Genomic DNA, 22,137 nt, shown 5'->3' with positions numbered 1-22,137 from the left:
CCCGGCTGGGCGACCGGGTGCGGGTCCGCGTGGGCAACCTGACCATGACCAACCACCCCATCCACATCCACGGCATCGAGTTCGAGGTGACCGGCACCGACGGCGGCCCGGTGCCCAAGAGCGCCCGCTGGCCCGAGGTCACCACCGACGTGGCCGTGGGCCAGATGCGCCAGCTCGAATTCGTGGCCGATGAGCCGGGCGACTGGGCCATGCACTGCCACAAGAGCCACCACACCATGGGCGCCATGGGCCACGGCGTGCCCACCCTGATCGGCGTGGACCACCGCGGCACGGTCCGCGGCCTGCAGCAGGTCGCGCCCGACTACATGGTCATGGGCGAACGCGGCATGTACGACATGAAGGAAATGGAGATGGAACTGCCCCCCAACACCTTCCCCATGATGACCGGCCAGGGCCCGTTTGGCCCCATCGGCATGGGCGGCATGTTCACCCTGCTGAAAGTGCGCGCCGACCAGGCCCCGAACGACTACCGGGACCCCGGGCACTACGCCCACCCCGTCGGCACCGTGGCCTACGAATACCAAGGGCCACCACTGGCCGATGCACCCAGCGCGGCGCCCCCCGCCCCGTCACCGGCCACCGACCCGCACGCCGGCCACGGCAGCGCGCCCCCGGCCGACGCCCAGGTGCGCAAACCGCACGGCCACCGGCACCACTGAACCCCCTTGCCCCCACAGGAGTACCCCATGCCCGACCAGACCCCCCGCCCCCTGGGCCGCGCCGCGCGCACGGCCCGCACCGCCTTGCTGGCCACCGCGCTGTGCACCGGCCTGGCCCACGCCCACGGCCCCGCCGGCCACACCCCCAAGGCCGCCGCGCCCGCCGGGGCCATGCCGCACCACCCCCAGCACCACGCCGCGCCCGAGCAAAAGCCCTGGGGCATCGCCGGCCAGGCGGCCCAGGTGCAACGCACCCTCACCGTCCGCATGACCGACGACATGCGCTTTGCGCCCGCCGCCATCGAAGTGAAGCTCGGTGAAACCGTGCGCCTGGTCGCGGTCAACGCCGGGCAGGTGCTGCACGAAATCGTCATCGGCACGCCCGAGGAACTCCAGGCCCACGCCGCGATGATGAAGAAACACCCCAACATGGAACACGACGAGCCCTACATGGCCCACGTCAACGCCGGCCAGCGCGGCGAGATCGTCTGGACCTTCAACCGCCCCGGCGACTTCCAGTTCGCCTGCCTGATCCCCGGCCACTTCGAGGCCGGCATGGTCGGCCGCATCACCGTGCGGCCCTGAACCCCACACCGCCCCGGAGAACACCCCATGCAACGACGCACCCTGCTCCGTGCCGGCCTGACCGCCCTGGCCGGCCCCACGGCGTTGGCCACCGCCACGCAGGCACTGGCCCAGCCCCAGCCCCTGATCGAGGTCTGGAAAGACCCCAACTGCGGTTGCTGCCAGGACTGGATGACCCACTTGAAAGCGAACGGCTTTGCCGTCAAGGCGCACGACGTGGGCAACACCGCCGCGCGCCGCCGCCTGGGTCTGCCGGACCGCTACGGCTCCTGCCACACCGCCACCGTGGGCGGTTACGTGGTGGAAGGCCACGTGCCGGCGGCCGACATCCAGCGCTTGCTGCGCGAGCGCCCCAAGGCACTGGGCCTGAGCGTGCCGCGCATGCCCATCGGCAGCCCCGGCATGGACGGCCCCGAATACGGTGGCCGCCAAGACCCCTACGACGTGCTGCTGGTGGGCCGCGACGGCAACGCCACCATTTACGCCTCCTACCACCGATGAACCCCCAGGACACCGCCATGCACCCGCTTCGCACCCTCCCCGCTGCCCTGGCTTGGACCCTTGCACTGGCCACGCCCCTGGTGGCCCAGGCCCAGGCCGACCACAGCGCCCACCACGCCCCGGCAGCCCCCGCACCCAACACCGCCAGCGACGCGTCCGCAGCCCAGGCCACCCTGCCCTGGGCCGAAGCCGAGGTGCGGCGCGTGGACCTCCAGACCGGCAAGATCGGCCTGCGCCACGGCCCCATCGCCAACCTGGACATGCCCCCCATGAGCATGGTGTTCCAGGTGGCCGACCCCGCCCTGCTGCAAGGCCTGCGGCCCGGCGACCGGGTGCGCTTCACCGCCGACCAGGTCAACGGCCAGTACACCGTGCTGCAGCTGGAGCCGGTGCGGTAAGCTGCGGGGTCCATGCCCCCACTGCGCTACACCCTGCTGTCGCTGCGCGACCTGCTGGTCTCCTTCGGCCCCTTCATCCTGCTCACCGCCGGCCTGCTGGGGCTGGCCTATGGGTGGCTCAACCCCAACCCGCCCACCCGGGTGGTGCTGGCCACCGGGCCCGAACAAAGCGCCTACGACACCTTCGGCCAGCGCTACGCCGCGGCCCTGTCGGCCTACGGCATCACGGTGGAACTGCTGCGCAGCGACGGCTCGGCCGACAACATCGAACTGGTGCGCAGCGGCCGCGCCGACCTGGGCTTTGTGCAGGGCGGCAGCGGCCACATCCGGCCCGACGACGCGGACACCCTGCAAACCCTGGGCAGCCTGTTCGTCGAGCCGCTCTGGCTGTTCTACCACGAGGCCAGCGCCCAGCGCCTGAACCGGCAGCCCCGCCTGGCGGCACTGACCGAGCTGCGCGGCTGGCGCGTCAACGTCGGCACCGACGGCAGCGGCGTGCCGCAGCTGTTCACCCAACTGCTGGACGCCAACCGCCTCGGGCCCGACGACCTGACGCTCTCCCGCCTGGCCCAGACGCCGGCCACCGTCGCCTTCCTGGCACAGGATCTGGACGCGCTGGTGTTCGCCTCCGCCCCCGAATCGCCGCTGGTGCAAATGCTGCTGCAAACCCCCGGCGTGCGACTGATGAACGTGCAACAGGCCCAGGCCTACGCGCGCCGTTTCGGCTTCCTCACCCCGGTGGTGCTGCCGCAAGGCGTGGTGGACCTGGCCGCCAACCGCCCCGCGCAAGACCTGCACCTGGTCGCCTCCACCACCAGCCTGCTGGCCCGCAGCGGCACCCACCCCGCCATCCTGCAGCTGTTCGCGCAAACGGCGCAAACCCTGCACAGCCCGCCCGGCTGGTTCAACCGCCTGCGCGAATACCCCAACCTCGACCTGGCCGAGGTGCCGGTGGCCGCCGAGGCCGAACGCGCGCTGAAGAACGGCCGCCCGCTGATGCAGCGCTACCTGCCCTTCTGGCTGGCCAACCTGGTCGAGCGCATGTGGCTGGCGCTGGGCCTGATCATCGCGCTGGCGCTGCCCTTGTCGCGCGTGCTGCCGCCGCTGTACACCTTCCGCATCCGCTCGCGCGTGTTCCGCTGGTACGCCGAGCTGCGCGACATCGAAACCCGGGCCGAGGCCGAAGCCGCCGCCATCGACGGCCTGCTGCACGACCTGGACGCGCTGGAGGCCCGCGCCGAAAAAATCCCGCTGCCGCTGGCCTACACCGACGAGCTCTACGCCCTGCGCCACCACATCGAACTGGTGCGCCAGCGCCTGCGCCGGCTGGGCAACACCCACCCCGCCAACGCCCCCGCCAGCGCGGGGTACACACCGGCCGGGGGATAATCCGGGGCTGTTCCAACGCCCGGGGAAAGTGACCGCCATGACCACCTTCGTCGATGCCAGCCTGATCGCCGCCGACAGCGCCCTGCGCACCCTGTTTGCCCCCCACCGCGCCGGGCGCACCTGCCCCACCGTGCCCGACCCGCTGCAAGCCAGCGCCCACCCCCTGAGCGACACCGACCGGCGCCTCTCGGGCGCGCTGATGCGGGTCAACCACGTCGGTGAAATCTGCGCCCAGGCGCTCTACACCTCGCAGGCGCTGGCCGCGCGGCTCGGCCCCGGCGACCGCCCCGCCCGGGAGGGTCTGGCGCGCCACCTCGAAGCCGCCGGCCAGGAAGAAACCGACCACCTGGCCTGGTGCAAGCAGCGGCTCGACGAACTGGGCGACCGCCCCTCGCTGCTCAACCCGCTGTGGTACGCCGGCGCCTTCGGCATCGGCCTGTTGGCCGGGCGCCTGGGCGAACGGGTCAGCCTGGGTTTTGTGGTGGAAACCGAACGCCAGGTGGAGGCCCACCTCGACAGCCACATGGACCGCCTGCCCGCGCACGACCATGCTTCGCGCGCCATCGTGGCACAAATGAAGGACGACGAGGCGCGCCACGCCCGCGAGGCCCAGCACGCCGGCGCGGCCGAGCTGCCGGCGCCGGTGAAACGCGCCATGCGCCTGGCCGCCCGGGCCATGACGACCCTGGCCCACCGCGTCTGAGCCCCACCGCCCCGCCGCAGGTCGGTGGGCGGCGCCGGCCTCAGGCCTCGATCAGGTCGAAGCCGGTGGTGATCTCGGCCGTCTTGCCCAGCATGATGCTGGCCGAACAGTATTTCTCGTGGCTCATGGCGATGGCGCGCTCCACCGCCGCCGGCGGGATGCCTTTGCCCGTCACCGTGAACTGCATGTGGATTTTGGTGAACACCTTGGGCTCGGTCTCGGCCCGTTCGCTGGTGAGCTTGACGCTGCAACCGCGCACGTCGTGCCGACCGCGCTTGAGGATCAGCACCACGTCGTAGGCGGTGCAACCGCCGGTGCCGGCCAGCAGGGTTTCCATGGGGCGCGGCGCCAAGTTGGCGCCACCGTTCTCGGGCTTGGCGGCGTCGGGCGCGCCGTCCATGGCCAGCACGTGGCCGCTGCCGGTTTCGGCCACAAAGCCCATGTTCGAACGGGTGCCGGCGGCGCCGGTCCAGGTGACGGTGCATTCCACGGTGGGTGTCTCCAAAAAAACAACAGCGGCGCCAACGGGGTTGTTGCAACGCAGCAATATCGGGTTTATACTGAGGTCATTGTATGCAATCCAGCCAACGCAGGCTTGCATCGCCCGGGGCCCGCCCCGCTGTCAGTTGTCTCCTCTGCCCTCTATGGGTGGTTCAAAGCCCGGTCAATCGCGACCGGGCTTTTTTTTGCCCGGTTCGCGGCAGGGGCAAAAAAAATGCCACCCCTGGGGGTGGCATGAAGTCCATCAGGACGTCGTTGGAAACCTCGCGGGCGCTGGCTTGCTCTTGTTGTGGGGCCAGCACCCCCCTGAATCCAGATTCTTTTTTCTTGCGTGTGCTGACAGCCTGGAACCAATTGTGCACCCGCAGCAAAGGCTTGAACATCCCCTGTTTGGGGGAGGCGGCTCACCCATTCGGCAGAAACACCGCGAAACAGGCGCCGCCGCCGGGGCGCTCCTCGCACCAGGCCCGGCCGCCGTGGCGCTGGGCGATGGTCTGCACCAGCGCCAGCCCCAGGCCCACCCCGCCCTCGCGTTCGCTGGCGCCGGGCAGGCGGTAGAAGGGCTCGAAGATGCGGCTGCGCTGGTCCGGCGGCACGCCCGGGCCCCGGTCGCAGACGCGCAGGGTCCAGCCGGCGACCCGGTCCGCTGCGCCCGGGGCGCCGCCCGCCACGGACAGCGGCTCGGGCACCAGCGTCAGGCCGACGCTGGCGGGGTTGCCGTCGCGCAGGCCGTGGCGGCGGGCGTTTTCCAGCAGGTTGCGCACCAGCCGGCGCAGCAGGCGGGCGTGGCCGCGCAGCACCGCCGGCGGCCAGCCGGCCCCCCCGCCGGCGTCCAGCGTGGCGCCGGTGCGGGCGCACTCCTCGGCCGCCAGGCCCAGCAGGTCCACCTCCTCCAGCGGGCCCAGCGCGGCCGCGTCGTTCGGGTCGGCCAGGTCGAGCCGGCTGGCCAGCAGGATTTCGTCGATCAGTTCGTCCAGCTCGGCCAGGTTGCGCCCGATCTCGCGGCGCTGGGGCGCGCCGTCGTCGCCCTGGTCCAGCAGTGCCAGCCCCATGCGGATGCGCGCCAGCGGCGAGCGCAGCTCGTGCGAGGCGTTGGCCAGCAGGGCTTTGTGCGAGCGCAGCAGCGCCTGCACCCGGTCGGCGGCGGCGTTGAAGCGGCCGGCCAGAAAGGCCACCTCGTCGTGGCCCTGCACCGGCAGGCGGGTGCCCAGGTCGCCGGCGCCCCAGCGCTCCACGCCCTGCTGCAGGCGCTCCAACCGCTGCGTCAGGCGGCGCACCACCGGGTAGGCGCCCAGCGCCACCGCCAGCGCCACCCCGCACAGCAGCACCACAAAGCCGCCCAGCGGCTGGAACAGGCCAAACGGCTCGGGCCGGCTGCCGGGGGGACGCGGCGGGCGCGGCAACTGAATGGTCAGGGTGGTGCCGTTGTGCAGCGGCACCTCGAACTCCGGCCCGCGGTCGCCCCGGCTGACGCGCGCCGGGGCCCGGCCCAGTTCGGCGCCGGCGGCGTCGCGCACCACCACCTCGCGGCCAGGGCGCTGCGCGCGCTCGTGCGCCCACTGCATGCGCCAGAGCCAGCCCAGCGCCAGCGTCATCACCACGATGGCGGCCACCACCGCCAGCCACAGGCGCAGCCACAGGTGCCGGCGCCAGCGCGGGCGGCCCAGGTCCACGGCGTCAGTCCTGCTGTTTGGCAAAGACATAGCCCACCCCACGCACGGTCAGGATGCGGCGCGGGTGCTTCGGGTCCGCCTCGATGGCGTGGCGGATGCGGCCCATGTGCACGTCGATGGAGCGGTCGAACGCCTCCAGCTCGCGGCCGCGCACCGCTTCCATGAGCTGTTCGCGCGAGAGCACACGGCCGGCGCGCTCGGCCAGCGCCACCAGCAGGTCGAACTGGTGGGCGGTGAGGTCGCACGGCTGGCCATGGACGCTGACGGTGCGCGCGTCGCGGTCGATCTCCAACCCGCCGAAGCGCAGCGGCGGCCGCTCGGGCGCCGGACCGGCCGTGGCTGCCGCGCCACGGCGGCGCAGCACCGCGCGGATGCGCGCCAGCAGCTCGCGCGGCTCAAACGGTTTGGGCAGGTAGTCGTCGGCGCCCATTTCCAGGCCCACGATGCGGTCCATCGGGTCGCCCTTGGCGGTCAGCATCACCACCGGCACCTGGGCCGCCGCGCCGGGCAGGGCGCGCAGGCGGCGGCACACCTCCAGCCCGTCCAGGTCGGGCAGCATCAGGTCCAGGATCACCAGGTCGGGCAGGCGCTGCTGGACCGCGGCCAGGCCGGCGGCGGCGTCACCGGCGTGGGCCAGGGTGAGCCCGTGGCGCGCCAGGTACTCGGCCACCATGCCGGCCAGGCGGGCGTCGTCCTCGATCATCAGCAGGTGCGGGGCGGCAGGAGCGGTCATGGCCGCATCTTGCCACGCACGGGTCAAGCGCCCCCGGCCGGCCGGTAAAGTTGCGTGAAGCGCGACCCGGCCCGGCACCGGGTGGGCAGGCCGGCTTCAGGCGCGGGGCGGCTCGGCAATGGCCAGTCGGCGCCCGGCCAGCCACACCAGGGCCAGCACCGGCAGGCCAATGGCGGTGGTGAACCAGAAAAACCCGGGGTAGCCCATGGCGTCCACCATGCCGCCGGAATACCCGCCCAGGGTCTTGGGCAGCAGCGTCATGAGCGAGCTGAAGATGGCGTACTGCACCGCGGTGAAGGACACGTTGGTCAGGCTGGAGAGGAAGGCCACGAAGGCGGCGCTGGAGAACCCGGCGGCCAGGTTGTCGGCCGACACCACCCAGTACATCAGCGTCAGGTCGTGGCCGGCGTGGGCCAGCGCCACAAAGCCCAGGTTGGTGCCGGCGGCCAGCAGCGCGCCCCACATCAGTGAACGCATCACCCCCAGGCGGGTGGCCAGGATGCCGCCGAGGAAGCCGCCCACGATGCTGATGACCACGCCGTAGGTTTTGACGGCGTAGGCGATTTCCGGCTTGGAAAAGCCCAGGTCCTGGTAGAACACGTTGGAGATGACGCCCAGCACGATGTCGGAGATGCGGTACAGCCCGACCAGCGCCAGCAGCAACCAGGCGGTGCGGGCGCCGTAGCGCTGGAAAAAGTCCAACACCGGCGCCACCCAGGTGCTGCGGGCCTGCGCCCGGCTGGCCAGGCCCAGCCGCACCAGCGCCCAGCCCACGCCAAACGCCGCGCCCAGCGCCAGCGCCATGCGCAGCGCCTCCAGCAGCAGCGTCAGTGCCGGGCCGCTGGCGGCCAGCCACCCCGCCACCCACAGGCCCACCGCGTAGAACACCGCCACAAACCCCGCCACGCTGGCCACGAACACCGCCAGCAGCCGCAGGTGTTCGCCCGACGGCTGGGCCACCGCCGCGCGCGAGGCCGCCGGCTCCGGCGTGGCCAGCGTGGTCAGCATGCCAACCCCCAGCGTGGCGGCCATGACCAGGTAGGTCCACTGCCAGGCCTCGTAGTGGTAGGCCCCTTTGGCCGAGCCCCAGTGCGACGCCAGGAACAGCGCCCCGGCACCGGCCACGATCATGCCCAGCCGGTAACCCGCGATGTAGGCCGACGACAGCAGGCCCTGCTGTTCGGGCCGGCCGATTTCGATGCGGTAGGCGTCGATGACGATGTCCTGCGTGGCCGACATGAAGCCCAGCAGCACCGCAAACAAGGCCATGGTGGTGAGCGGATGGCCACCGGCGGCCGGGTCGGTGAAGGCCATGCCGACGATGGCGCCGGCCGCCCCCACCTGGGCCAGCAGCATGTAGGCGCGGCGCCGGCCCAGCCAGGCCGTCAGCAGCGGCAGGGGCAGGCGGTCCACCAGCGGCGCCCAGATGAACTTGAACGAATAGCCCAGCGCGGCCCAGCTGAAGAAGGTGACCGCCTTGCGCTCCACCCCGGCCTCGCCCAGCCACAGCGAGAGCGAGGAAAAAATCAGCAGAATGGGCAGACCCGCCGAAAACCCCAACAGCAACAGGCTGAGCACGCGCCAGTCCCACAGCGCGGCCAGGCTCTGGGCCCACGAGGGCGCAGGCGGCGCGCCCGCCGGGGCAGCGGACGCAGAAGGCAGGTCGTGAGCATTTGCAACGGGGGGGGGAGCCATGGCCCGATTTTGCCTATCATTGCGCCATGTGCTGGCTCTGCGACGCGAAATCGGCGGCGAACCGCCCCGCCCCGCCCATCTCTGCGGACGGCGACCACCGCTGGTCGTCGCGCCGGGGCTTTTTGCTGGCGGCTGGGGCCGGCGCGGTCGGCGCCGCCGGACTGGCGCCCGCCCCCGCGGCCGCGCAGGTGAACGTGGGCAGCGCCTCGGGCCTGCGCAAGCTGGTGCCGGCGCAACAACTGGAAGGCGCCGCCAACCAGCAGTATGCCCAGATGCTGGCCGAAGCCAAGGCCAAAAACGCCCTGGCGCCCGACCACCACCCGCAACTGCGCAAACTGCGCGCCATCGCGCGCCAGCTCATTCCCCACACCACCCCGTGGAACGACCGCGCACGCGGCTGGCAGTGGGAGGTCAACCTCATCGGCAGCAGCCAGGTCAACGCCTTCTGCATGCCCGGCGGCAAGATCGCGTTCTACACCGGCATCCTCGACAAGCTGCAGCTCAACGACGACGAGCAGGCCATGATCATGGGCCACGAAATGGCCCACGCCCTGCGCGAACACGCCCGTGCCCGGCTGGCCAAGACGCAGGCCACCGGCCTGGGCCTGTCCATTGGGGCGCAACTGCTGGGCCTGGGCGACCTGGGCAACGTGGCCGCCAACCTGGGCACCCAGCTGCTGAGCCTGAAGTACAGCCGCGACGACGAAACCGAGGCCGACCTGGTGGGCCTGGAGCTGGCCGCGCGCGGCGCCTACCGGCCACAGGCCAGCGTCAGCCTGTGGGAGAAGATGACCTCGCAGAACGGCGCCGGCGGGCCGGGCTTCCTGTCCACCCACCCGAGCGGGCCCAACCGCATCCGCGAACTGCAGGCCAACGTGCCCAAGGTGCAGGGCCTGTACGAACAGGCCCGCCGCGGCGGCTGAAGGCCCGGCGCGCTCAGGCCAGGTCGCGCACGTAGGGGTTGCTGCGGCGCTCGCGGCCGAAGGTGCTTTCCGGGCCGTGGCCGGGGATGAACACCGTGTCGTCGCCCATGGGCCATAGGCGCTGGCGGATGCTGTCGATCAGCTGCTCGTGGTCGCCCTGCGGAAAGTCGGTGCGGCCGATGCTGCCGGCGAACAGCACGTCGCCCACGAAGGCGCGCTTCGCTTCGGGCGAGTGGAACACCACGTGGCCCGGGGTGTGGCCGGGGCAGTGGCGCACGTTCAACACGCTGCGGCCGACCTGCACCGTGTCGCCGTCGGCCAGCCAGCGCGTGGGGGTGAAATGCCCGGCCGGCGGAAAACCGAACATGACGCTCTGCTGCGGCAAGCCGTCGATCCAGAACTGGTCGCCGGGGTGCGGCCCGACGATGGGCAGCTGCAGCCGCTCGGCCAGGGTGGCGGTGCCACCGGCGTGGTCGATGTGGGCGTGGGTCAGCCAGATCTGGCCGAGCTTGAGGCCCAGGCGCTGCGCCTCGGCCAGCACGGTGTCCAGGTCGCCGCCCGGGTCGATGACGGCGGCGTCCAGGGTCGCGTCACACCAGACGAGGGAACAGTTCTGCTGGAACGGCGTGACGGGGATGGTGAGGTACTGGAGCATGGGTCGAGGCGGCACGGGGCCACAAACAGGGCGTTGGCCGGCATGTTAGCGAATTCCCCGCCGGCCCGGGTCACAGGTTGGTCGCCGCGATCACCTCGCTCAGGTCGGTCAGGCCCTGCACCACCTTGTCGATGCCGTCCTGGCGCAGCGTCTTCATGCCGGCCTGCAGGGCGCTGGCCCGGATGTCGCCGGCCGGCGAGCGGTGCCGGATGTGGTGGCGGATCTCGTCGCTGTTGAGCATGAGTTCGTAAATGCCCAGCCGGCCCTTGAGGCCGCGGCCCTCGCACACGTCGCAGCCTTTTTTGGTGAAGGTGCGCAGATAGCGCCCGCCCTGGCCGTCGTCCACCCCGTGGTCGGCGGTCCAGCGGTCGATCTGCGCGGCGATGTCGCGCTCGTCGGCGTGCTGCACGCCGTCCAGGTACTGCGCGGCCAGGGCCTGCAGCTCGTCCGGCGTGGCCGGGCGGCTCTGCACACATTTTTTGCACAGCCGCCGCACCAGCCGCTGCGCCAGAATGGCCAGCAGCGAGTCGGAAAAGTTGAACGGATCGATGCCGATTTCCAGCAAGCGGGTGATGCTCTCGGGCGCGCTGTTGGTGTGCAGGGTGGACAGCACCAGGTGGCCGGTGAGCGAGGCCTCCACCGCGATGCGGGCGGTTTCCTCGTCGCGCATCTCGCCGATCATGATGACGTCGGGGTCGGCGCGCAAAAAGGTGCGCATCGCGTTGGCGAAAGTCCAGCCGATGCGCGGGTTCATCTGCACCTGGCGCAGGCCGTCCTGGGTGATCTCGATCGGGTCTTCGGCGGTCCAGATCTTGCGGCTGTCGGTGTTGATGTCGGAAATGAGCGAGTGCAGCGTGGTGGTCTTGCCGCTGCCGGTGGGGCCGCAGACCAGCACCAGGCCGTAGGGCTTGAGCGCCATGCGGCGCAGGTCGGCCAGGTTCTGCGGGCTCAGGCCGATGCTGTCCATGGGCATGGGCTTGGAGCCGGCCAGCAGGCGCAGCACCACGTCTTCCAGGCCGCCGGTGGTGGGCACGGTGACCACGCGCAGCTCGGTCTTGGTGCCACCGAAGCGGGCGAAGTCGATCTTGCCGTCCTGCGGCTTGCGGTGCTCGGAAATGTCCATGCCCGCCATGATCTTGATGCGCGCCACCAGCGCGTAGCGGAAGCGCGACTCCACCTCCAGGTAGCGCACCAGTTCGCCGTCGAGCCGGAAGCGGATCTTGACCCGCTTGGGCGCGGGCTCGGTCTCGATGTGGATGTCGGAAGCCTTTTGCACGATGGCCTCCTCAATCAGCGAGTTGATCAGCCGCACCAGCGTGTTGTCGGACTCGCTGACCACGTCGGACTCGGGCTCGTTGCTCAGGTCGCTGGTGGTTTGCAGGTCCAGCGCCAGGTCGCGCGCGGCGGCGTGGTTGGCGCCCGCGCGGCGCGGTGCCTGCACCTCGGGCGCGGCGGCGCGCTCGTAGGCGCGGGCAATCGCCTGCGGCAGGCTGCCCGGGGCGGCCAGCACCGGCACGATGCGGCGCTGCGTCATGAACCGCAGTTCGTCGAGCAGGCGCTGGTCCAGCGGGTCGGCCATCAGCACCACCAGCAGGTCCTCGTGCTCCATCAGCGGCAGCACCGCCTCGCGCTGGGCCACCAGCTGCGGCACCATGGCCACGGCTTCGGCCTCGAAGGCGAAATGGCTGGGGTCCAGCACCCGGTTGCCCAGCCAGCCGGCGATCACGTGGCGCAGCTGCTGCTCGGTCAGCACGCCCTTGTCCACCATCTGCTGGCCCAGTTGGCGGTGGATGCCCAGCTTGCGCTCCTCCAGTTGCGACTTGAGCGACTCGCGCAGCTGCTGCTCGGTGATGACGCCGCTTTGCACCAGCGCCTCGCCCAAGTGGCGCGCGCCGTGCGCTTGCGACTGCGGGTTTTGCAACAACTCCCACAGTTCGCGCGGCGTGCGCGGCTGCGGGTAGTGCGAAGCGGGGGTGGTGCTGGGGGCGGCGTCGGGCGCGGTCATGCCCTTAGCATACCCCCAGTGGCACAGCGGCGGCACACCCGGCGCGGCCTGCCCGCCCGGCGGCCGCGGCCCAAGCTGGGCGAAAATGGTTGCCGTGTACCCTCCTTGGAGACAACCCCCATGACGAGCAAAGTGGCCTTGGTGACGGGCGCCGGCAGCGGCATCGGGCGCGCCTGCGCCCTGGCCCTGCTGGCCGACGGCTGGCAGGTGTTCCTGGTGGGCCGGCGCGAAGACGCGCTGCGCGCCACCGCCGCGGCCGCGCCCCCCGGTGGCGGCCAGGCCCACGTGGCCCCGGCCGACGTGAGCGACCCGACCGAGGTGGCCCACCTGTTCGCCGCCGTGCGCGAACGCTGCGGCCGGCTCGACCTGCTGTTCAACAACGCCGGCATCTTCACCCCGGCGCACACGCCCGACCAGACCCCGCTGGACGACTGGCAGCGCTCGGTCCAGGTCAACCTCAACGGCGCCTTCTACTGCCTGTCGCAGGCCTTCCGGCTGATGCGCGAACAGTCGCCGCAGGGCGGGCGCATCATCAACAACGGCTCGATCTCGGCGCACGCGCCGCGGCCCGGCTCCATTCCCTACACCACCACCAAGCACGCCATCAGCGGCCTGACCAAGGCGGCCGCGCTGGACGGGCGGGCCTTCGACATCGCGGTGGGGCAGATCGACATCGGCAACGTGGCCAGCGACATGACCACGGCCATGGCCGCCGGCGTGCCACAGGCCGACGGCAGCGTGCGCCCCGAAGCGCGCATGGACATGGCCGCGGTGGTGGAGACCTTCATGGCGATGGCGCGGCTGCCGTTGTCGGCCAACGTGCTGTTCACCACCGTCATGGCCACGAAAATGCCTTTCGTGGGCCGCGGCTGAGTCAGCGCAGGTAGCGCAGCACGCCCTGCCCCGCCACCCGGCCGCTGGCCAGGCAGGCGGTGAGCAAGTAGCCGCCGGTGGGGGCTTCCCAGTCCAGCATCTCGCCAGCGCAGAACACGCCGGGCAGCGCATGGGCCATCAGGTCGTCGCTCAGGGCCTCCAGCGCCACCCCGCCGGCGCTGCTGATGGCCTCGTCCAACGGGCGCGGCGCCACCAGCGTCAGCGGCAACGCCTGGATGGCGGCGGCCAGCACCGCTTCGTTGCGCAGGTCGTCCTTGCTCAACACCTCGTGCAGCAGGGCCAGGTGCACCGGCCCCAGGCCCAGGCGTGCGCGCAGGTGGCTGGCCAGGGTTTTGCCGCCGCGCGGGCGGGCCACCTCGGCGCGCACCCGCTCGGGCGCCAGGTCGGGGCGCAGGTTCAGGGTCAGGTTGACCTGGCCCTGCGCGTCAATGGCCTCGCGCAACGCGGCCGAGGCGGCATAGACCAAGCTGCCCTCCAGCCCAGTGGCGGTCAGCACGCACTCGCCCTTGCGCTCGAACACCTGGCCGGTGGCGTCGGTGAAACGCAGCGCCACCCCTTTCAGCGGCTGGCCGGCGAAGCGCTGCGACAGGTGGTCGCTCCAGCCACGGCGGCCATGCACCGCCGCGTCGAAGCCGCAGTTGGCTGGGCGCAGCGGCGCCACCGCCACGCCGCGCGCGGTCAGCCAGGGCACCCAGGCGCCGTCGGAACCCAGGCGCGCCCAGCTGCCGCCACCCAGGGCCAGCACCACCGCGTCGGCCTGCACCGCCACCGGGCCGGCGGGCGTGTGGAAGCCCAGCCGGTAAGCGGGGCCAGCGGACGCCCTGCCGGCGGCCGTGCCGCTCGCCTCCGTGGGCACGCTGGCCTCCGCCGGGGTAATGGGTGCCAGCGTGCCGTCCCAGCGGTGGCGCATGTGGAACACCACCGGCACGCCGGCAGCGGGGTGGCGCAGCCGGTGCAGCCAGGCCCGCAGCAGCGGGGCGGCCTTCATGTCGGTCGGGAACACCCGCTGCGAGCTGCCCACGAAGGTGTCCACACCCAGGCCGGCGGCCCAGTCGCGCACCGCCTGGGGCGGCAGTGCGTCCAGCCAGCGGCCGCAGGCGTCGGCCCGGTGGCCGTAGCGGCTGCGGAAGGCCGGCAAGGCCTCGGCGTGGGTCAGGTTCAGGCCGCCGATGCCGGCCAGCAAGAACTTGCGGCCCACGGTGGGCATGGCGTCGAACAGGTGCACCGCCACACCGTCGGCGCTCAACACCTCGGCGGCCATCAGGCCCGCGGGGCCGCCGCCCACCACGGCCACGGAACAGGTCAGGGAAACGCTCACACCACAACTTTCTGCAAAACACGGGGGTGGCCGCATCGTACCCGGGAAGCCGGCCTGGGCCACCGGGCGCACGCCACGGCCCCAACCACCCACATGCACGCAATTTTGTTGCACCGCTCAGGGCAAACCCCGCCCCACAACGCAAACCCATTGCATGCCCATGCGCATAAAGTTTCGGCATCCACCCGCATTGCAAGGAACCCCGCCATGGCCGACCTGTTTGACAACCCCATGGGCCTGTGTGGCTTCGAATTCGTCGAATTCGCCTCGCCCACCGCCCACCTGATCGAACCCCTGTTCGAGCAAATGGGCTTCACCCTGGTGGCCCAACACCGCTCCAAGGACGTGGTGCTCTACCGCCAGGGCGGCATCAACTTCATCGTCAACCGCGAACCCAAGAGCGAGGCCGGCTACTTCGCCGCCGAGCACGGCCCCAGCGCCTGCGGCCTGGCCTTCCGCGTGAAAGACTCCCACAAAGCCTACGCCCGCGCCCTGGCGCTGGGCGCCCAGCCCATCGACATCGCCACCGGCCCCATGGAGCTGCGCCTGCCGGCCATCAAGGGCATCGGCGGCATGCCGCTGTACCTGATCGACCGCTTCGAAGACGGCAAAAGCATCTACGACATCGACTTTGAATTCCTGCCCGGCTTTGAAGACCCCGCCAGCCGCCACCCGGTGGGCCACGGCTTCCAGGTGATCGACCACCTGACCCACAACGTCTACCGGGGCCGCATGGCGTTTTGGGGCAACTTCTACGAAAAGTTGTTCAACTTCCGCGAAATCCGCTATTTCGACATCCAGGGTGAGTACACCGGCCTGACCAGCCGCGCCATGACCGCGCCCGACGGCCTGATTCGCATCCCGCTGAACGAGGAAAGCGGCAAGGGCGGCAGCGGCCAGATCGAGGAATTTTTGATGCAATTCAATGGCGAAGGCATCCAGCACATCGCCCTGCGCACCGACGACCTGCTGGCCAGCGTGGACGCGCTGCAGCTGGCCGGCATTCCGCTGATGACCGCACCCAACGACATTTATTACGAGATGCTCAACGAGCGCCTGCCCGGCCACGGCGAACCCACGGCAGAATTGCAGGCGCGCGGCATTCTGCTCGACGGCTCCACCGCCAACGGCGAGAAACGCCTGCTGCTGCAGATCTTCAGCCAGACGCTGCTGGGCCCGGTGTTCTTCGAGTTCATCCAGCGCAAGGCCGACGAGGGCTTTGGCGAAGGCAACTTCAAGGCCCTGTTCGAAAGCCTGGAGCGCGACCAGATCCGCCGCGGCGCCCTGCACGTGACCACCCCAGCCTGACCCACCCCATGACCAAACTCGACGGCCCCGCCCTCCACGCCCAGCTCGCCCAGGTGCCCCACTGGCGTTTCGACGAAGACGCCCACGCCATCGAGCGCCGCTTCGCCTTCAAGGACTTCAACGAAGCCTTCGCCTTCATGACCCGCGTGGCCCTGGCCGCCGAGCAACGCAACCACCACCCGGAGTGGTTCAACGTCTACAACCGGGTGGACATCACCTTCAGCACCCACGACGCCGGCGGCCTGACCGAAAAAGACATCGACTTCGCCCTGTGGGTGGACGCGGTGGCCGGCGACGCCGGCACCTGAGGCGCCCCGCCCACCCGCCACCGGCCACGCCGCCATGAACACCCCCACCAAACACGGCCTGGCCGCTGGCGACGCCGGCCGCCCCGCCAGCGCCGACTGGACCATCCCCCAAGGCTGGGACCGCTACAGCGCGCAGGAACACGCCGTCTGGCGCACCCTGTACCAGCGGCAGGTGGCCCTGCTGCCCGGCCGCGCCTGCGAGGCCTTCGTGCAAGGCATGCGCGACCTGCCCATGGACGCCGGGCAGATCCCCGACTTTGAGCGCCTGAACGCGGTGCTCCAGCCCCGCACCGGCTGGCAGGTGGTGGCCGTGCCCGGCCTGGTGCCCGACGACGTGTTCTTCACCCACCTGGCCAACCGCCGCTTTCCGGCGGGCCAGTTCATCCGCCGGCCCGACCAGCTCGACTACCTGGAAGAACCCGACGTCTTCCACGACGTGTTCGGCCACGTGCCCATGCTGATGAACCCGGTCATGGCCGACTTCATCCAGGCCTACGGCGTGGGCGGCCTGCGCGCGCAAAGCCTGGGCCACCTCGACATGCTGGCCCGCGTTTACTGGTACACGGTGGAATTCGGCCTGGTGCGCGAGGCCGGTGGCCTGCGGCTCTACGGCGCCGGCATCGCCTCGTCGTACACCGAAAGCGTGTTCTGCCTCGACTCGCCCTCGCCCCACCGGCTGGGGTTCGAGCTGGCGCGCGTCATGCGCACCCGCTACCGCATCGACGACTTCCAGGAAAGCTACTTCGTGCTCGACCACCTGGACGACCTGCTACGCCTGGCCCAGGTGGACTTTGCGCCGCTGTACCAAGCCACCGCCGCCCAGCCCACGCTGGCGCCCGGCGACGTGCTGGCCGGCGACCGGGTGTGGCAGCGCGGCGATGGCCGCTACCACGCGGCGCGGCGCACATTTTCTACCAACTGCACATGAGTGCCCCAGGCACAGGTGCAGGTGTTTGGCTCACGCGCCATGGGCCGTGCGCGGCCTTTTTCCGACCTGGACCTGCTGCTGACCACGCCCGAACGCCTGTCGTGGCAACAGCGTTGCGAACTGGCCGACCGGTTTGAACAGAGCCCCTGCCCTTTCGGGTGGACGTGGTGGAAGCCGCCAGCCTGGCACCGGGCATGCAGGCGCGTGTGCTGACCGAAGCCCGGCCAGTAGACCCAAACTTCACCCCTGAGCGCCGTTGAACCCCAACGGCTTGCGCTTCAATGCAAAGCGGCCAGCGCGGCCTCGGGCGCCTTGTCGAGCACCTTGAGCAACGACTTGGCCGCCCCCGTGGGGCAACGCTTGCCCTGCTCCCAGTTGCGGATGGTTTCCAGCGGCACATCGATCCGCTCGGAAAACTCGGCCTGGCTCAAGCCCAAGCGTTTACGAACCCGCCTTGCAAACCTGGCCGCGTCCAGCATCGCCTCTGCCTCATCGTCCGCCAGATGCTGAGCCACATCGGCCTCGGTCGTCCCGTCCACCCGTGCAGGGTCGATCCGGCCCATCACGTTTGCCATCGTGGTGGTGAGGTCAATCGTCATACGTGTGGTTTTCATAGCGGGTGACTTCTCTTTGGTTGGCTTTTCGGGCCGAGATGATGCGAATCGCGCCATTTCTGGGGGTGTACGCCAAGACAAACAAGCGCCCATCTATCTGCCCCATCAACTGGTACCGCTCTTCACCGTAACTGTGCCGAGTGTCGGCCTGGATCAAACGATCTGGATCGAAAAATGCCCTGACGGCATACGCAAAATCAAAGCCGCGCTGATGGTAACAAGCCTCGCTTTTGCTCTCGTCCCATTCAAAATCCATACGCCAAGTGTAGTTCAATGAACTACATTTTGCAACTCAACAAGACGCCGTGCCCAGCACACCCGCCACCCAGTCACTGACCTGCCCCTGCAAGTCGTCCCGTGTGCCGTCGTTGTGCACGGTGTGGCACAGCGGGGCCCAGTCGGCGGGCAAAGGCTCAGCGGTCTGCAGCTGCCGGGCCAGCACCTGCGGGGTGGCGTCGGACGGGTCCAGGCCCTGGGCCTGGCGTGCCTGCAGGCGCTGGACCATGCGGGCGGGGTCGGCCCGGCACTGCAGCAGGTGACAGGGTGCGCTGGCCTGCCCGGCCATGGCACGCATGGCCTGGCGTTCGGCATGGTGCAGGAAGGCGGCGTCCACCACCACCGACACGCCGGCGTCCAACAAGGGGCGCGCCAGCGCCTGCAGGTGGGCGTAGGTGCGCTGCGTGGCTGGCGGGGTGTACAGCGCCGGGCCGCCGCGCTCGGTGGGGTCCAAGCCGTGCAGGCGCTTGCGCTCCACGTCGGAGCGCAAGCGCACCGCCGCCTGGCCCCGGGCGGCCAAAGCGTCGCACACCAGCGCCGCCACGGTGGACTTGCCCGAGCCGCTGGGCCCCTGCGTCAGCACCAGGCGCGGCGGCGCGGGTGGGGCCAGCACCGCTTCGGCGCAGCGCCAGTAGCGCTCCAGCACACCGGGCACGGCGCCACTCAACAGGGCCACCTGCGCGCGCACCAGCGCGCGGTAGGCCACCCACAGGCGCCACCCGGCCAGCCCGGCGTGGTCGCCCATGCGTTCGGCGTAGGCGCCCCAGAAGCGCCAGGCCAGCACCGGCAACCCGTGTGCCAGCAGGTCCATGGCGGCAAAGGCGGCGTCGTTCATGGTGTCCACGGTGCGCAGTTCGGCGCTGAACTCGATGGCGTCAAACGCCAGCGGGCGGCCCAGCCACTGCACGATGTTGCCCAGGTGCAGGTCGCCGTGGCCTTCGCGCACATGGCCCTGGGCCTGGCGGGCCGCCAGCCAAGGCCGCAGGGCTTGCAGCAGGGCCAGCACGCGGTCGCTCACCGTGTGCCAACGGGGGGCGTCCAGCCAGGCCGGGCGCTGCGGGTGCTGTGCAATGGCTTGCAGGCTGGCCTGCAGCCAGTGCGCCAGGCCGTGCACTGGGCCCTGGCCCGGCGCGGGCGCCGGCACCGGCGGCAGGCCGGTGTGGAAGTCGGCCAGGTGGGCGGCCAGCGCTTCGGCGTCGGCCGGGGTCAACAAGCCTGCGGCGGCGCGCTCGGCCCACAAGGCACCGGGCGGGAAGCGCCGCATGCGCAGCACCCAGTCGGTGGCGGTGGCCTTGTCACTGGCGGCCAAGGCGGCGGCGGGGTCGCGCAGAAACACCTCTACTGGGTGGCTCAGGGGCCGCACGTCCAGGTACAGCTCGGGTGCGGTGCGGCGGTTCAGGCGCAGTTCTTCCAGGCAAAAATGCCGGCGCGCCGCCGCGGTGGAAAAGTCCAGAAACGGCCACACCACCGGCTTTTTCAGCTTGTAGGCCCAGTCACCGGCCAGCAGCACGGTGGAAATGTGGGTGTCGTGGCGTTCGGGGGGCATGCTCAACCGGGGTGGCCGGTCAGGGGCACGAACGGGGCGCGCGCGGCGTGGGCCAGGCCATCGGTCAGCTGCGCCAGCAACTGCACCAGCTGCTGTTGCTGCGGGGGCGCCAAGGGCTGCAACAGCCGCTGGTAAGCGGCCTGGGCGGCCTGCTGGGCCTGGGCCAAGGTGTCGTGCCCAGCCACCGTCAGTTGCACCGCCAGCTGGCGCGCGTTGCCGGGCACCGGGGCACGCTCCACCAGCCCGCGCGCCTGCAGCCCGCGCAGCACGCGCAGGGCCGTCACCTTGTCAAAGGCCAGCGCCCGGGCCAGGCGGGTCTGGTCCAGTCCGGGGGCGGCGGCCAGCACCGTCATGGCGCCGTACTGCGCCTGGGTCAGGCCCAGCGGGGCGCAGGCGTCCTCGAACACGGCGGCCGAAATCTGGTGCGCGCGGCGCAGCAGGAAACCCGGCCGGGCGTACAGCTGGGCCAGGGTTTCCAGAGGAGGGGCGGCAGCGTTCATCCCTAGGGATTCTATGGATGCGTCACACACCCACACAAGGCGAAAATTGTTTGCATGCTAACAAAGGAGACCGCCCCATGACCCCACCCACCACCACCCCCCACGGCCTGCGCCGCCGCGCCGTGCTGGGCAGCGCCCTGCTGGGCGGCCTGGCCGCCAGCGTGCCCGCCTGGGCACAGGCTGCGGCGGCCGCGCCGATCCGCCTGGTGGTGCCGTTCACGCCCGGCACCGGCATCGACCTGATCGCCCGCACCGTCGGCCCCAAGCTGGCCGAACGGCTGGGCCGCCCCGTCATGGTGGACAACAAGCCCGGCGCGTCGGGCAACATCGGCACCGAAACCGTGGTGCGCGCCGCGCCCGACGGCGCCACCCTGCTGGTGAGCGTGAGCACCCTGGTCATGAACCGCAGCCTCTACCCCAGCCTGCCGTTCGACCCCCTGCGCGACCTGGTGCCCGTGGCCCGCACCAGTTGGGGCCAGCTGGTGTTGGTCACCCACCCCAAAACCGGGTTCAAAACCGCCGCCGACCTGGTGGCCCACGCGCACAAACACCCCGGGCGGCTGAACTATTCCTCGCCCGGTGTGGGCACGCCGCACCACCTGTCCATGGAGCTGTTCAAGAACACGGCGGGCGTGTTCCTCACCCACATTCCCTACCGGGGCACCGGCCCGGCCCTGGCCGACCTGGTGGGCGGCCAGGTGGACGCCATGTTCCTGCCCATCCACGTGGCGCTGGGGCAAATCAAGGCCGGACGGCTGGTGGCCCTGGGCCTGGGCAGCGACCAACGCCACCCCCTGCTGCCCGACCTGCCCACCCTGGCCGAAGCCAAGGCCGGCAACGTGAACGTGGACATGTGGTATGGCGTGTTCGCCCCCAAAGGCACGCCCGAGGCGGTGGTCAACACCCTCAACACCGAACTCAAAACCATCCTGGCCAGCGACGACGTGCGCCGCGCCTTCGAGCCCCAGGGCATGGACCCCAGCCACAGCACCCCACAGGAATTTGCCCAACTGGTGCAGCGCGACGCCGAACGCTGGGCCCGCCTCATCCAGGCGCAAAACATCAAGGCCGAATGATGAGCCATGCAGCCCCCTTGAACATTGCCATTGTGGGCGGCGGCATAGCCGGCCTGGCCCTGGCGTTGGGCCTGCACCAGCGCGGCCTGGCCTGCCAGGTGTACGAAGCCGTGCCCGAGGTCAAGGAAATCGGCGTCGGCATCACCCTGCTGCCGCACGCCATGCGCGAGCTGCGCGACCTGGGCCTGCAAGCCGAACTGGAAGCGGTGGCCATCGAAAACCTCGAAAGCGTGTTCTACAACCGCTGGGGCCAGTTCATTTACCGCGAACCGCGCGGCCGCCACGCCGGTTACGACGTGCCGGAGCTGGGCATCCACCGCGGCAAGCTGCACCAGGTGCTGTACCGCGCCGCCGCCGCCCGGCTGGGCGCCCAGGCCCTGCACACCGGGCACCGTTGTGTGCGCTTCGAGCAAGACGCCACCGGCGTGACCCTGCACTTCGCCCCCGACGCCACCGGCCACACCCCCGCCCCGGTGCGGGCCGACGTGGTGGTGGCCTGCGACGGCGTCAACTCCGCCATTCGGCGCCAGCTGTTCCCGCAAGACGCGGTCTGCTTCGCCGGCATCAACACCTGGCGCGGCGTCACGGTGCACAAACCCATCCTCACCGGCAAAAGCTACCTCCGCATCGGCTCCATCGACACCGGCAAAATGGTCATCTACCCCATCGTGGACAACGTGGACGGCCAGGGCAACCAGCTCATCAACTGGGTGGCCGAAATCCGCCGGCCCGACGCCGCCATGAACGACTGGAACCAGCCCGGCCGGCTGGACGACTTTTTGCCCACCTTTGCCGATTGGCGCTACGACTGGCTGGACGTGCCGGCGTTGATACGCCACGCGACGCAGGTGTTCGAGTACCCCATGGTGGACAAAGACGCCCTGCCCCGCTGGAGCCACGGCCGGCTGACGCTGATGGGCGACGCCGC

At 70.7% G+C, this 22,137-nt stretch carries 26 protein-coding genes; 14 read left to right on the top strand and 12 right to left on the bottom strand.

The window, feature by feature from the left end; genetic code table 11:
* The 6 genes from HA630_RS15995 to coq7 form a co-directional block, all read left to right on the top strand.
* On the top strand, nucleotides 1-680 hold a 680-nt coding region (locus HA630_RS15995), incomplete at its 5' end, for a multicopper oxidase domain-containing protein (protein WP_166835934.1).
* A 27-nt stretch (nucleotides 681-707) separates the two neighbouring features.
* Nucleotides 708-1,265 carry a plastocyanin/azurin family copper-binding protein gene (locus HA630_RS15990; protein ID WP_166835932.1) on the top strand — a complete coding sequence of 186 codons (558 nt, stop codon included), beginning with the start codon at nucleotides 708-710 and terminating at the stop codon, nucleotides 1,263-1,265.
* Between the two features lie 27 nt (nucleotides 1,266-1,292).
* Nucleotides 1,293-1,766 carry a DUF411 domain-containing protein gene (locus HA630_RS15985; RefSeq protein WP_166835930.1) on the top strand — a complete coding sequence of 158 codons (474 nt, stop codon included), beginning with the start codon at nucleotides 1,293-1,295 and terminating at the stop codon, nucleotides 1,764-1,766.
* Between the two features lie 17 nt (nucleotides 1,767-1,783).
* Entirely contained in the window at nucleotides 1,784-2,164 is a 381-nt protein-coding gene (locus HA630_RS15980) for a copper-binding protein (RefSeq protein ID WP_166835928.1), read from the top strand.
* Between the two features lie 12 nt (nucleotides 2,165-2,176).
* Nucleotides 2,177-3,553, top strand: coding sequence for a TAXI family TRAP transporter solute-binding subunit (locus tag HA630_RS15975; RefSeq protein WP_166835925.1), 1,377 nt, complete (start codon nucleotides 2,177-2,179; stop codon nucleotides 3,551-3,553).
* A 37-nt stretch (nucleotides 3,554-3,590) separates the two neighbouring features.
* Complete coding sequence (gene coq7 / locus HA630_RS15970; protein WP_166835923.1) at nucleotides 3,591-4,256, top strand: 2-polyprenyl-3-methyl-6-methoxy-1,4-benzoquinone monooxygenase; 666 nt, start codon at nucleotides 3,591-3,593, stop codon at nucleotides 4,254-4,256.
* 40 nt (nucleotides 4,257-4,296) lie between these two features.
* Here coq7 and HA630_RS15965 read toward each other — a convergent pair whose 3' ends face one another.
* The 5 genes from HA630_RS15965 to HA630_RS15945 form a co-directional block, all read right to left on the bottom strand.
* Nucleotides 4,297-4,746: an OsmC family protein gene (locus tag HA630_RS15965; RefSeq protein WP_166835921.1), complete on the bottom strand. Its 450-nt coding sequence runs from the start codon at nucleotides 4,744-4,746 to the stop codon at nucleotides 4,297-4,299.
* A gap of 163 nt (nucleotides 4,747-4,909) precedes the next feature.
* The gene (locus HA630_RS15960; protein ID WP_166835919.1) at nucleotides 4,910-5,140 is read right to left on the bottom strand and encodes a hypothetical protein; all 231 of its coding nucleotides are present in this window, start codon (nucleotides 5,138-5,140) and stop codon (nucleotides 4,910-4,912) included.
* 21 nt (nucleotides 5,141-5,161) lie between these two features.
* Nucleotides 5,162-6,460: a HAMP domain-containing sensor histidine kinase gene (locus tag HA630_RS15955; RefSeq protein WP_208300114.1), complete on the bottom strand. Its 1,299-nt coding sequence runs from the start codon at nucleotides 6,458-6,460 to the stop codon at nucleotides 5,162-5,164.
* A complete protein-coding gene (locus HA630_RS15950) occupies nucleotides 6,435-7,163 on the bottom strand; it encodes a response regulator (protein ID WP_166835917.1) in 729 nt (242 codons plus the stop codon). Before HA630_RS15950 ends, HA630_RS15955 begins: the two co-directional genes overlap by 26 nt.
* 96 nt (nucleotides 7,164-7,259) lie before the next feature.
* Nucleotides 7,260-8,858: an AmpG family muropeptide MFS transporter gene (locus HA630_RS15945; protein ID WP_166835915.1), complete on the bottom strand. Its 1,599-nt coding sequence runs from the start codon at nucleotides 8,856-8,858 to the stop codon at nucleotides 7,260-7,262.
* Between the two features lie 26 nt (nucleotides 8,859-8,884).
* Here HA630_RS15945 and HA630_RS15940 point away from each other — a divergent pair, with 26 nt between their 5' ends.
* A complete protein-coding gene (locus HA630_RS15940) occupies nucleotides 8,885-9,781 on the top strand; it encodes a M48 family metallopeptidase (RefSeq protein ID WP_166835913.1) in 897 nt (298 codons plus the stop codon).
* A 13-nt stretch (nucleotides 9,782-9,794) separates the two neighbouring features.
* On the opposite strand, the gene HA630_RS15935 is transcribed toward HA630_RS15940, so the two are convergent.
* Both HA630_RS15935 and HA630_RS15930 read right to left on the bottom strand, forming a co-directional pair.
* Entirely contained in the window at nucleotides 9,795-10,436 is a 642-nt protein-coding gene (locus HA630_RS15935; RefSeq protein WP_101047056.1) for an MBL fold metallo-hydrolase, read from the bottom strand.
* A 70-nt stretch (nucleotides 10,437-10,506) separates the two neighbouring features.
* Nucleotides 10,507-12,441 (bottom strand): GspE/PulE family protein, encoded by a 1,935-nt coding sequence (locus tag HA630_RS15930; protein ID WP_166835911.1) that lies wholly within the window; start codon nucleotides 12,439-12,441, stop codon nucleotides 10,507-10,509.
* Nucleotides 12,442-12,561: 120 nt separating this feature from the next.
* Between HA630_RS15930 and HA630_RS15925 the strand changes: the two genes are divergently transcribed.
* Nucleotides 12,562-13,314: an SDR family oxidoreductase gene (locus tag HA630_RS15925; protein WP_166835910.1), complete on the top strand. Its 753-nt coding sequence runs from the start codon at nucleotides 12,562-12,564 to the stop codon at nucleotides 13,312-13,314.
* 1 nt (nucleotide 13,315) lies between these two features.
* Here HA630_RS15925 and HA630_RS15920 read toward each other — a convergent pair whose 3' ends face one another.
* The gene (locus tag HA630_RS15920; protein ID WP_166835908.1) at nucleotides 13,316-14,689 is read right to left on the bottom strand and encodes a TIGR03862 family flavoprotein; all 1,374 of its coding nucleotides are present in this window, start codon (nucleotides 14,687-14,689) and stop codon (nucleotides 13,316-13,318) included.
* Nucleotides 14,690-14,860: 171 nt separating this feature from the next.
* Between HA630_RS15920 and hppD the strand changes: the two genes are divergently transcribed.
* From hppD to HA630_RS26605, 4 genes are read left to right on the top strand one after another with little or no spacing between them, the layout of a single operon-like run.
* Nucleotides 14,861-15,961, top strand: a complete 1,101-nt coding sequence (gene hppD / locus HA630_RS15915) for a 4-hydroxyphenylpyruvate dioxygenase (RefSeq protein ID WP_166835906.1) — start codon at nucleotides 14,861-14,863, stop codon at nucleotides 15,959-15,961.
* An 8-nt stretch (nucleotides 15,962-15,969) separates the two neighbouring features.
* Nucleotides 15,970-16,269: a 4a-hydroxytetrahydrobiopterin dehydratase gene (locus HA630_RS15910; protein WP_166835904.1), complete on the top strand. Its 300-nt coding sequence runs from the start codon at nucleotides 15,970-15,972 to the stop codon at nucleotides 16,267-16,269.
* Nucleotides 16,270-16,303: 34 nt separating this feature from the next.
* Nucleotides 16,304-17,197 (top strand): phenylalanine 4-monooxygenase, encoded by an 894-nt coding sequence (gene phhA / locus HA630_RS15905; protein WP_166835902.1) that lies wholly within the window; start codon nucleotides 16,304-16,306, stop codon nucleotides 17,195-17,197.
* Nucleotides 17,198-17,410, top strand: a complete 213-nt coding sequence (locus HA630_RS26605) for a nucleotidyltransferase domain-containing protein (protein WP_208300113.1) — start codon at nucleotides 17,198-17,200, stop codon at nucleotides 17,408-17,410.
* 65 nt (nucleotides 17,411-17,475) lie between these two features.
* Here the strand turns inward: HA630_RS26605 and HA630_RS15895 are convergent, their stop codons facing one another.
* Genes HA630_RS15895 through HA630_RS25665 form a run of 4 tightly spaced genes read right to left on the bottom strand, consistent with a single transcriptional unit; the run spans nucleotide 17,476 to nucleotide 20,133 of the window.
* Complete coding sequence (locus HA630_RS15895; RefSeq protein WP_243855486.1) at nucleotides 17,476-17,796, bottom strand: DNA-binding transcriptional regulator; 321 nt, start codon at nucleotides 17,794-17,796, stop codon at nucleotides 17,476-17,478.
* A complete protein-coding gene (locus HA630_RS15890) occupies nucleotides 17,786-18,067 on the bottom strand; it encodes a BrnT family toxin (protein WP_166835896.1) in 282 nt (93 codons plus the stop codon). Before HA630_RS15890 ends, HA630_RS15895 begins: the two co-directional genes overlap by 11 nt.
* Before the next feature lie 36 nt (nucleotides 18,068-18,103).
* Nucleotides 18,104-19,633 carry a bifunctional aminoglycoside phosphotransferase/ATP-binding protein gene (locus HA630_RS15885; RefSeq protein ID WP_208300112.1) on the bottom strand — a complete coding sequence of 510 codons (1,530 nt, stop codon included), beginning with the start codon at nucleotides 19,631-19,633 and terminating at the stop codon, nucleotides 18,104-18,106.
* 2 nt (nucleotides 19,634-19,635) lie between these two features.
* The gene (locus HA630_RS25665) at nucleotides 19,636-20,133 is read right to left on the bottom strand and encodes a MarR family winged helix-turn-helix transcriptional regulator (RefSeq protein WP_166835892.1); all 498 of its coding nucleotides are present in this window, start codon (nucleotides 20,131-20,133) and stop codon (nucleotides 19,636-19,638) included.
* Nucleotides 20,134-20,210: 77 nt separating this feature from the next.
* Between HA630_RS25665 and HA630_RS15875 the strand changes: the two genes are divergently transcribed.
* Nucleotides 20,211-21,209, top strand: coding sequence for a tripartite tricarboxylate transporter substrate binding protein (locus tag HA630_RS15875; protein WP_166835890.1), 999 nt, complete (start codon nucleotides 20,211-20,213; stop codon nucleotides 21,207-21,209).
* A gap of 17 nt (nucleotides 21,210-21,226) precedes the next feature.
* The coding region (locus HA630_RS15870; protein WP_166835888.1) for an FAD-dependent monooxygenase at nucleotides 21,227-22,137 on the top strand (911 nt) is incomplete at its 3' end.

It is taken from the genome of Aquabacterium sp. A08 (genome assembly GCF_011742065.1).
This window is presented reverse-complemented; position numbering and strand designations above follow the sequence as displayed.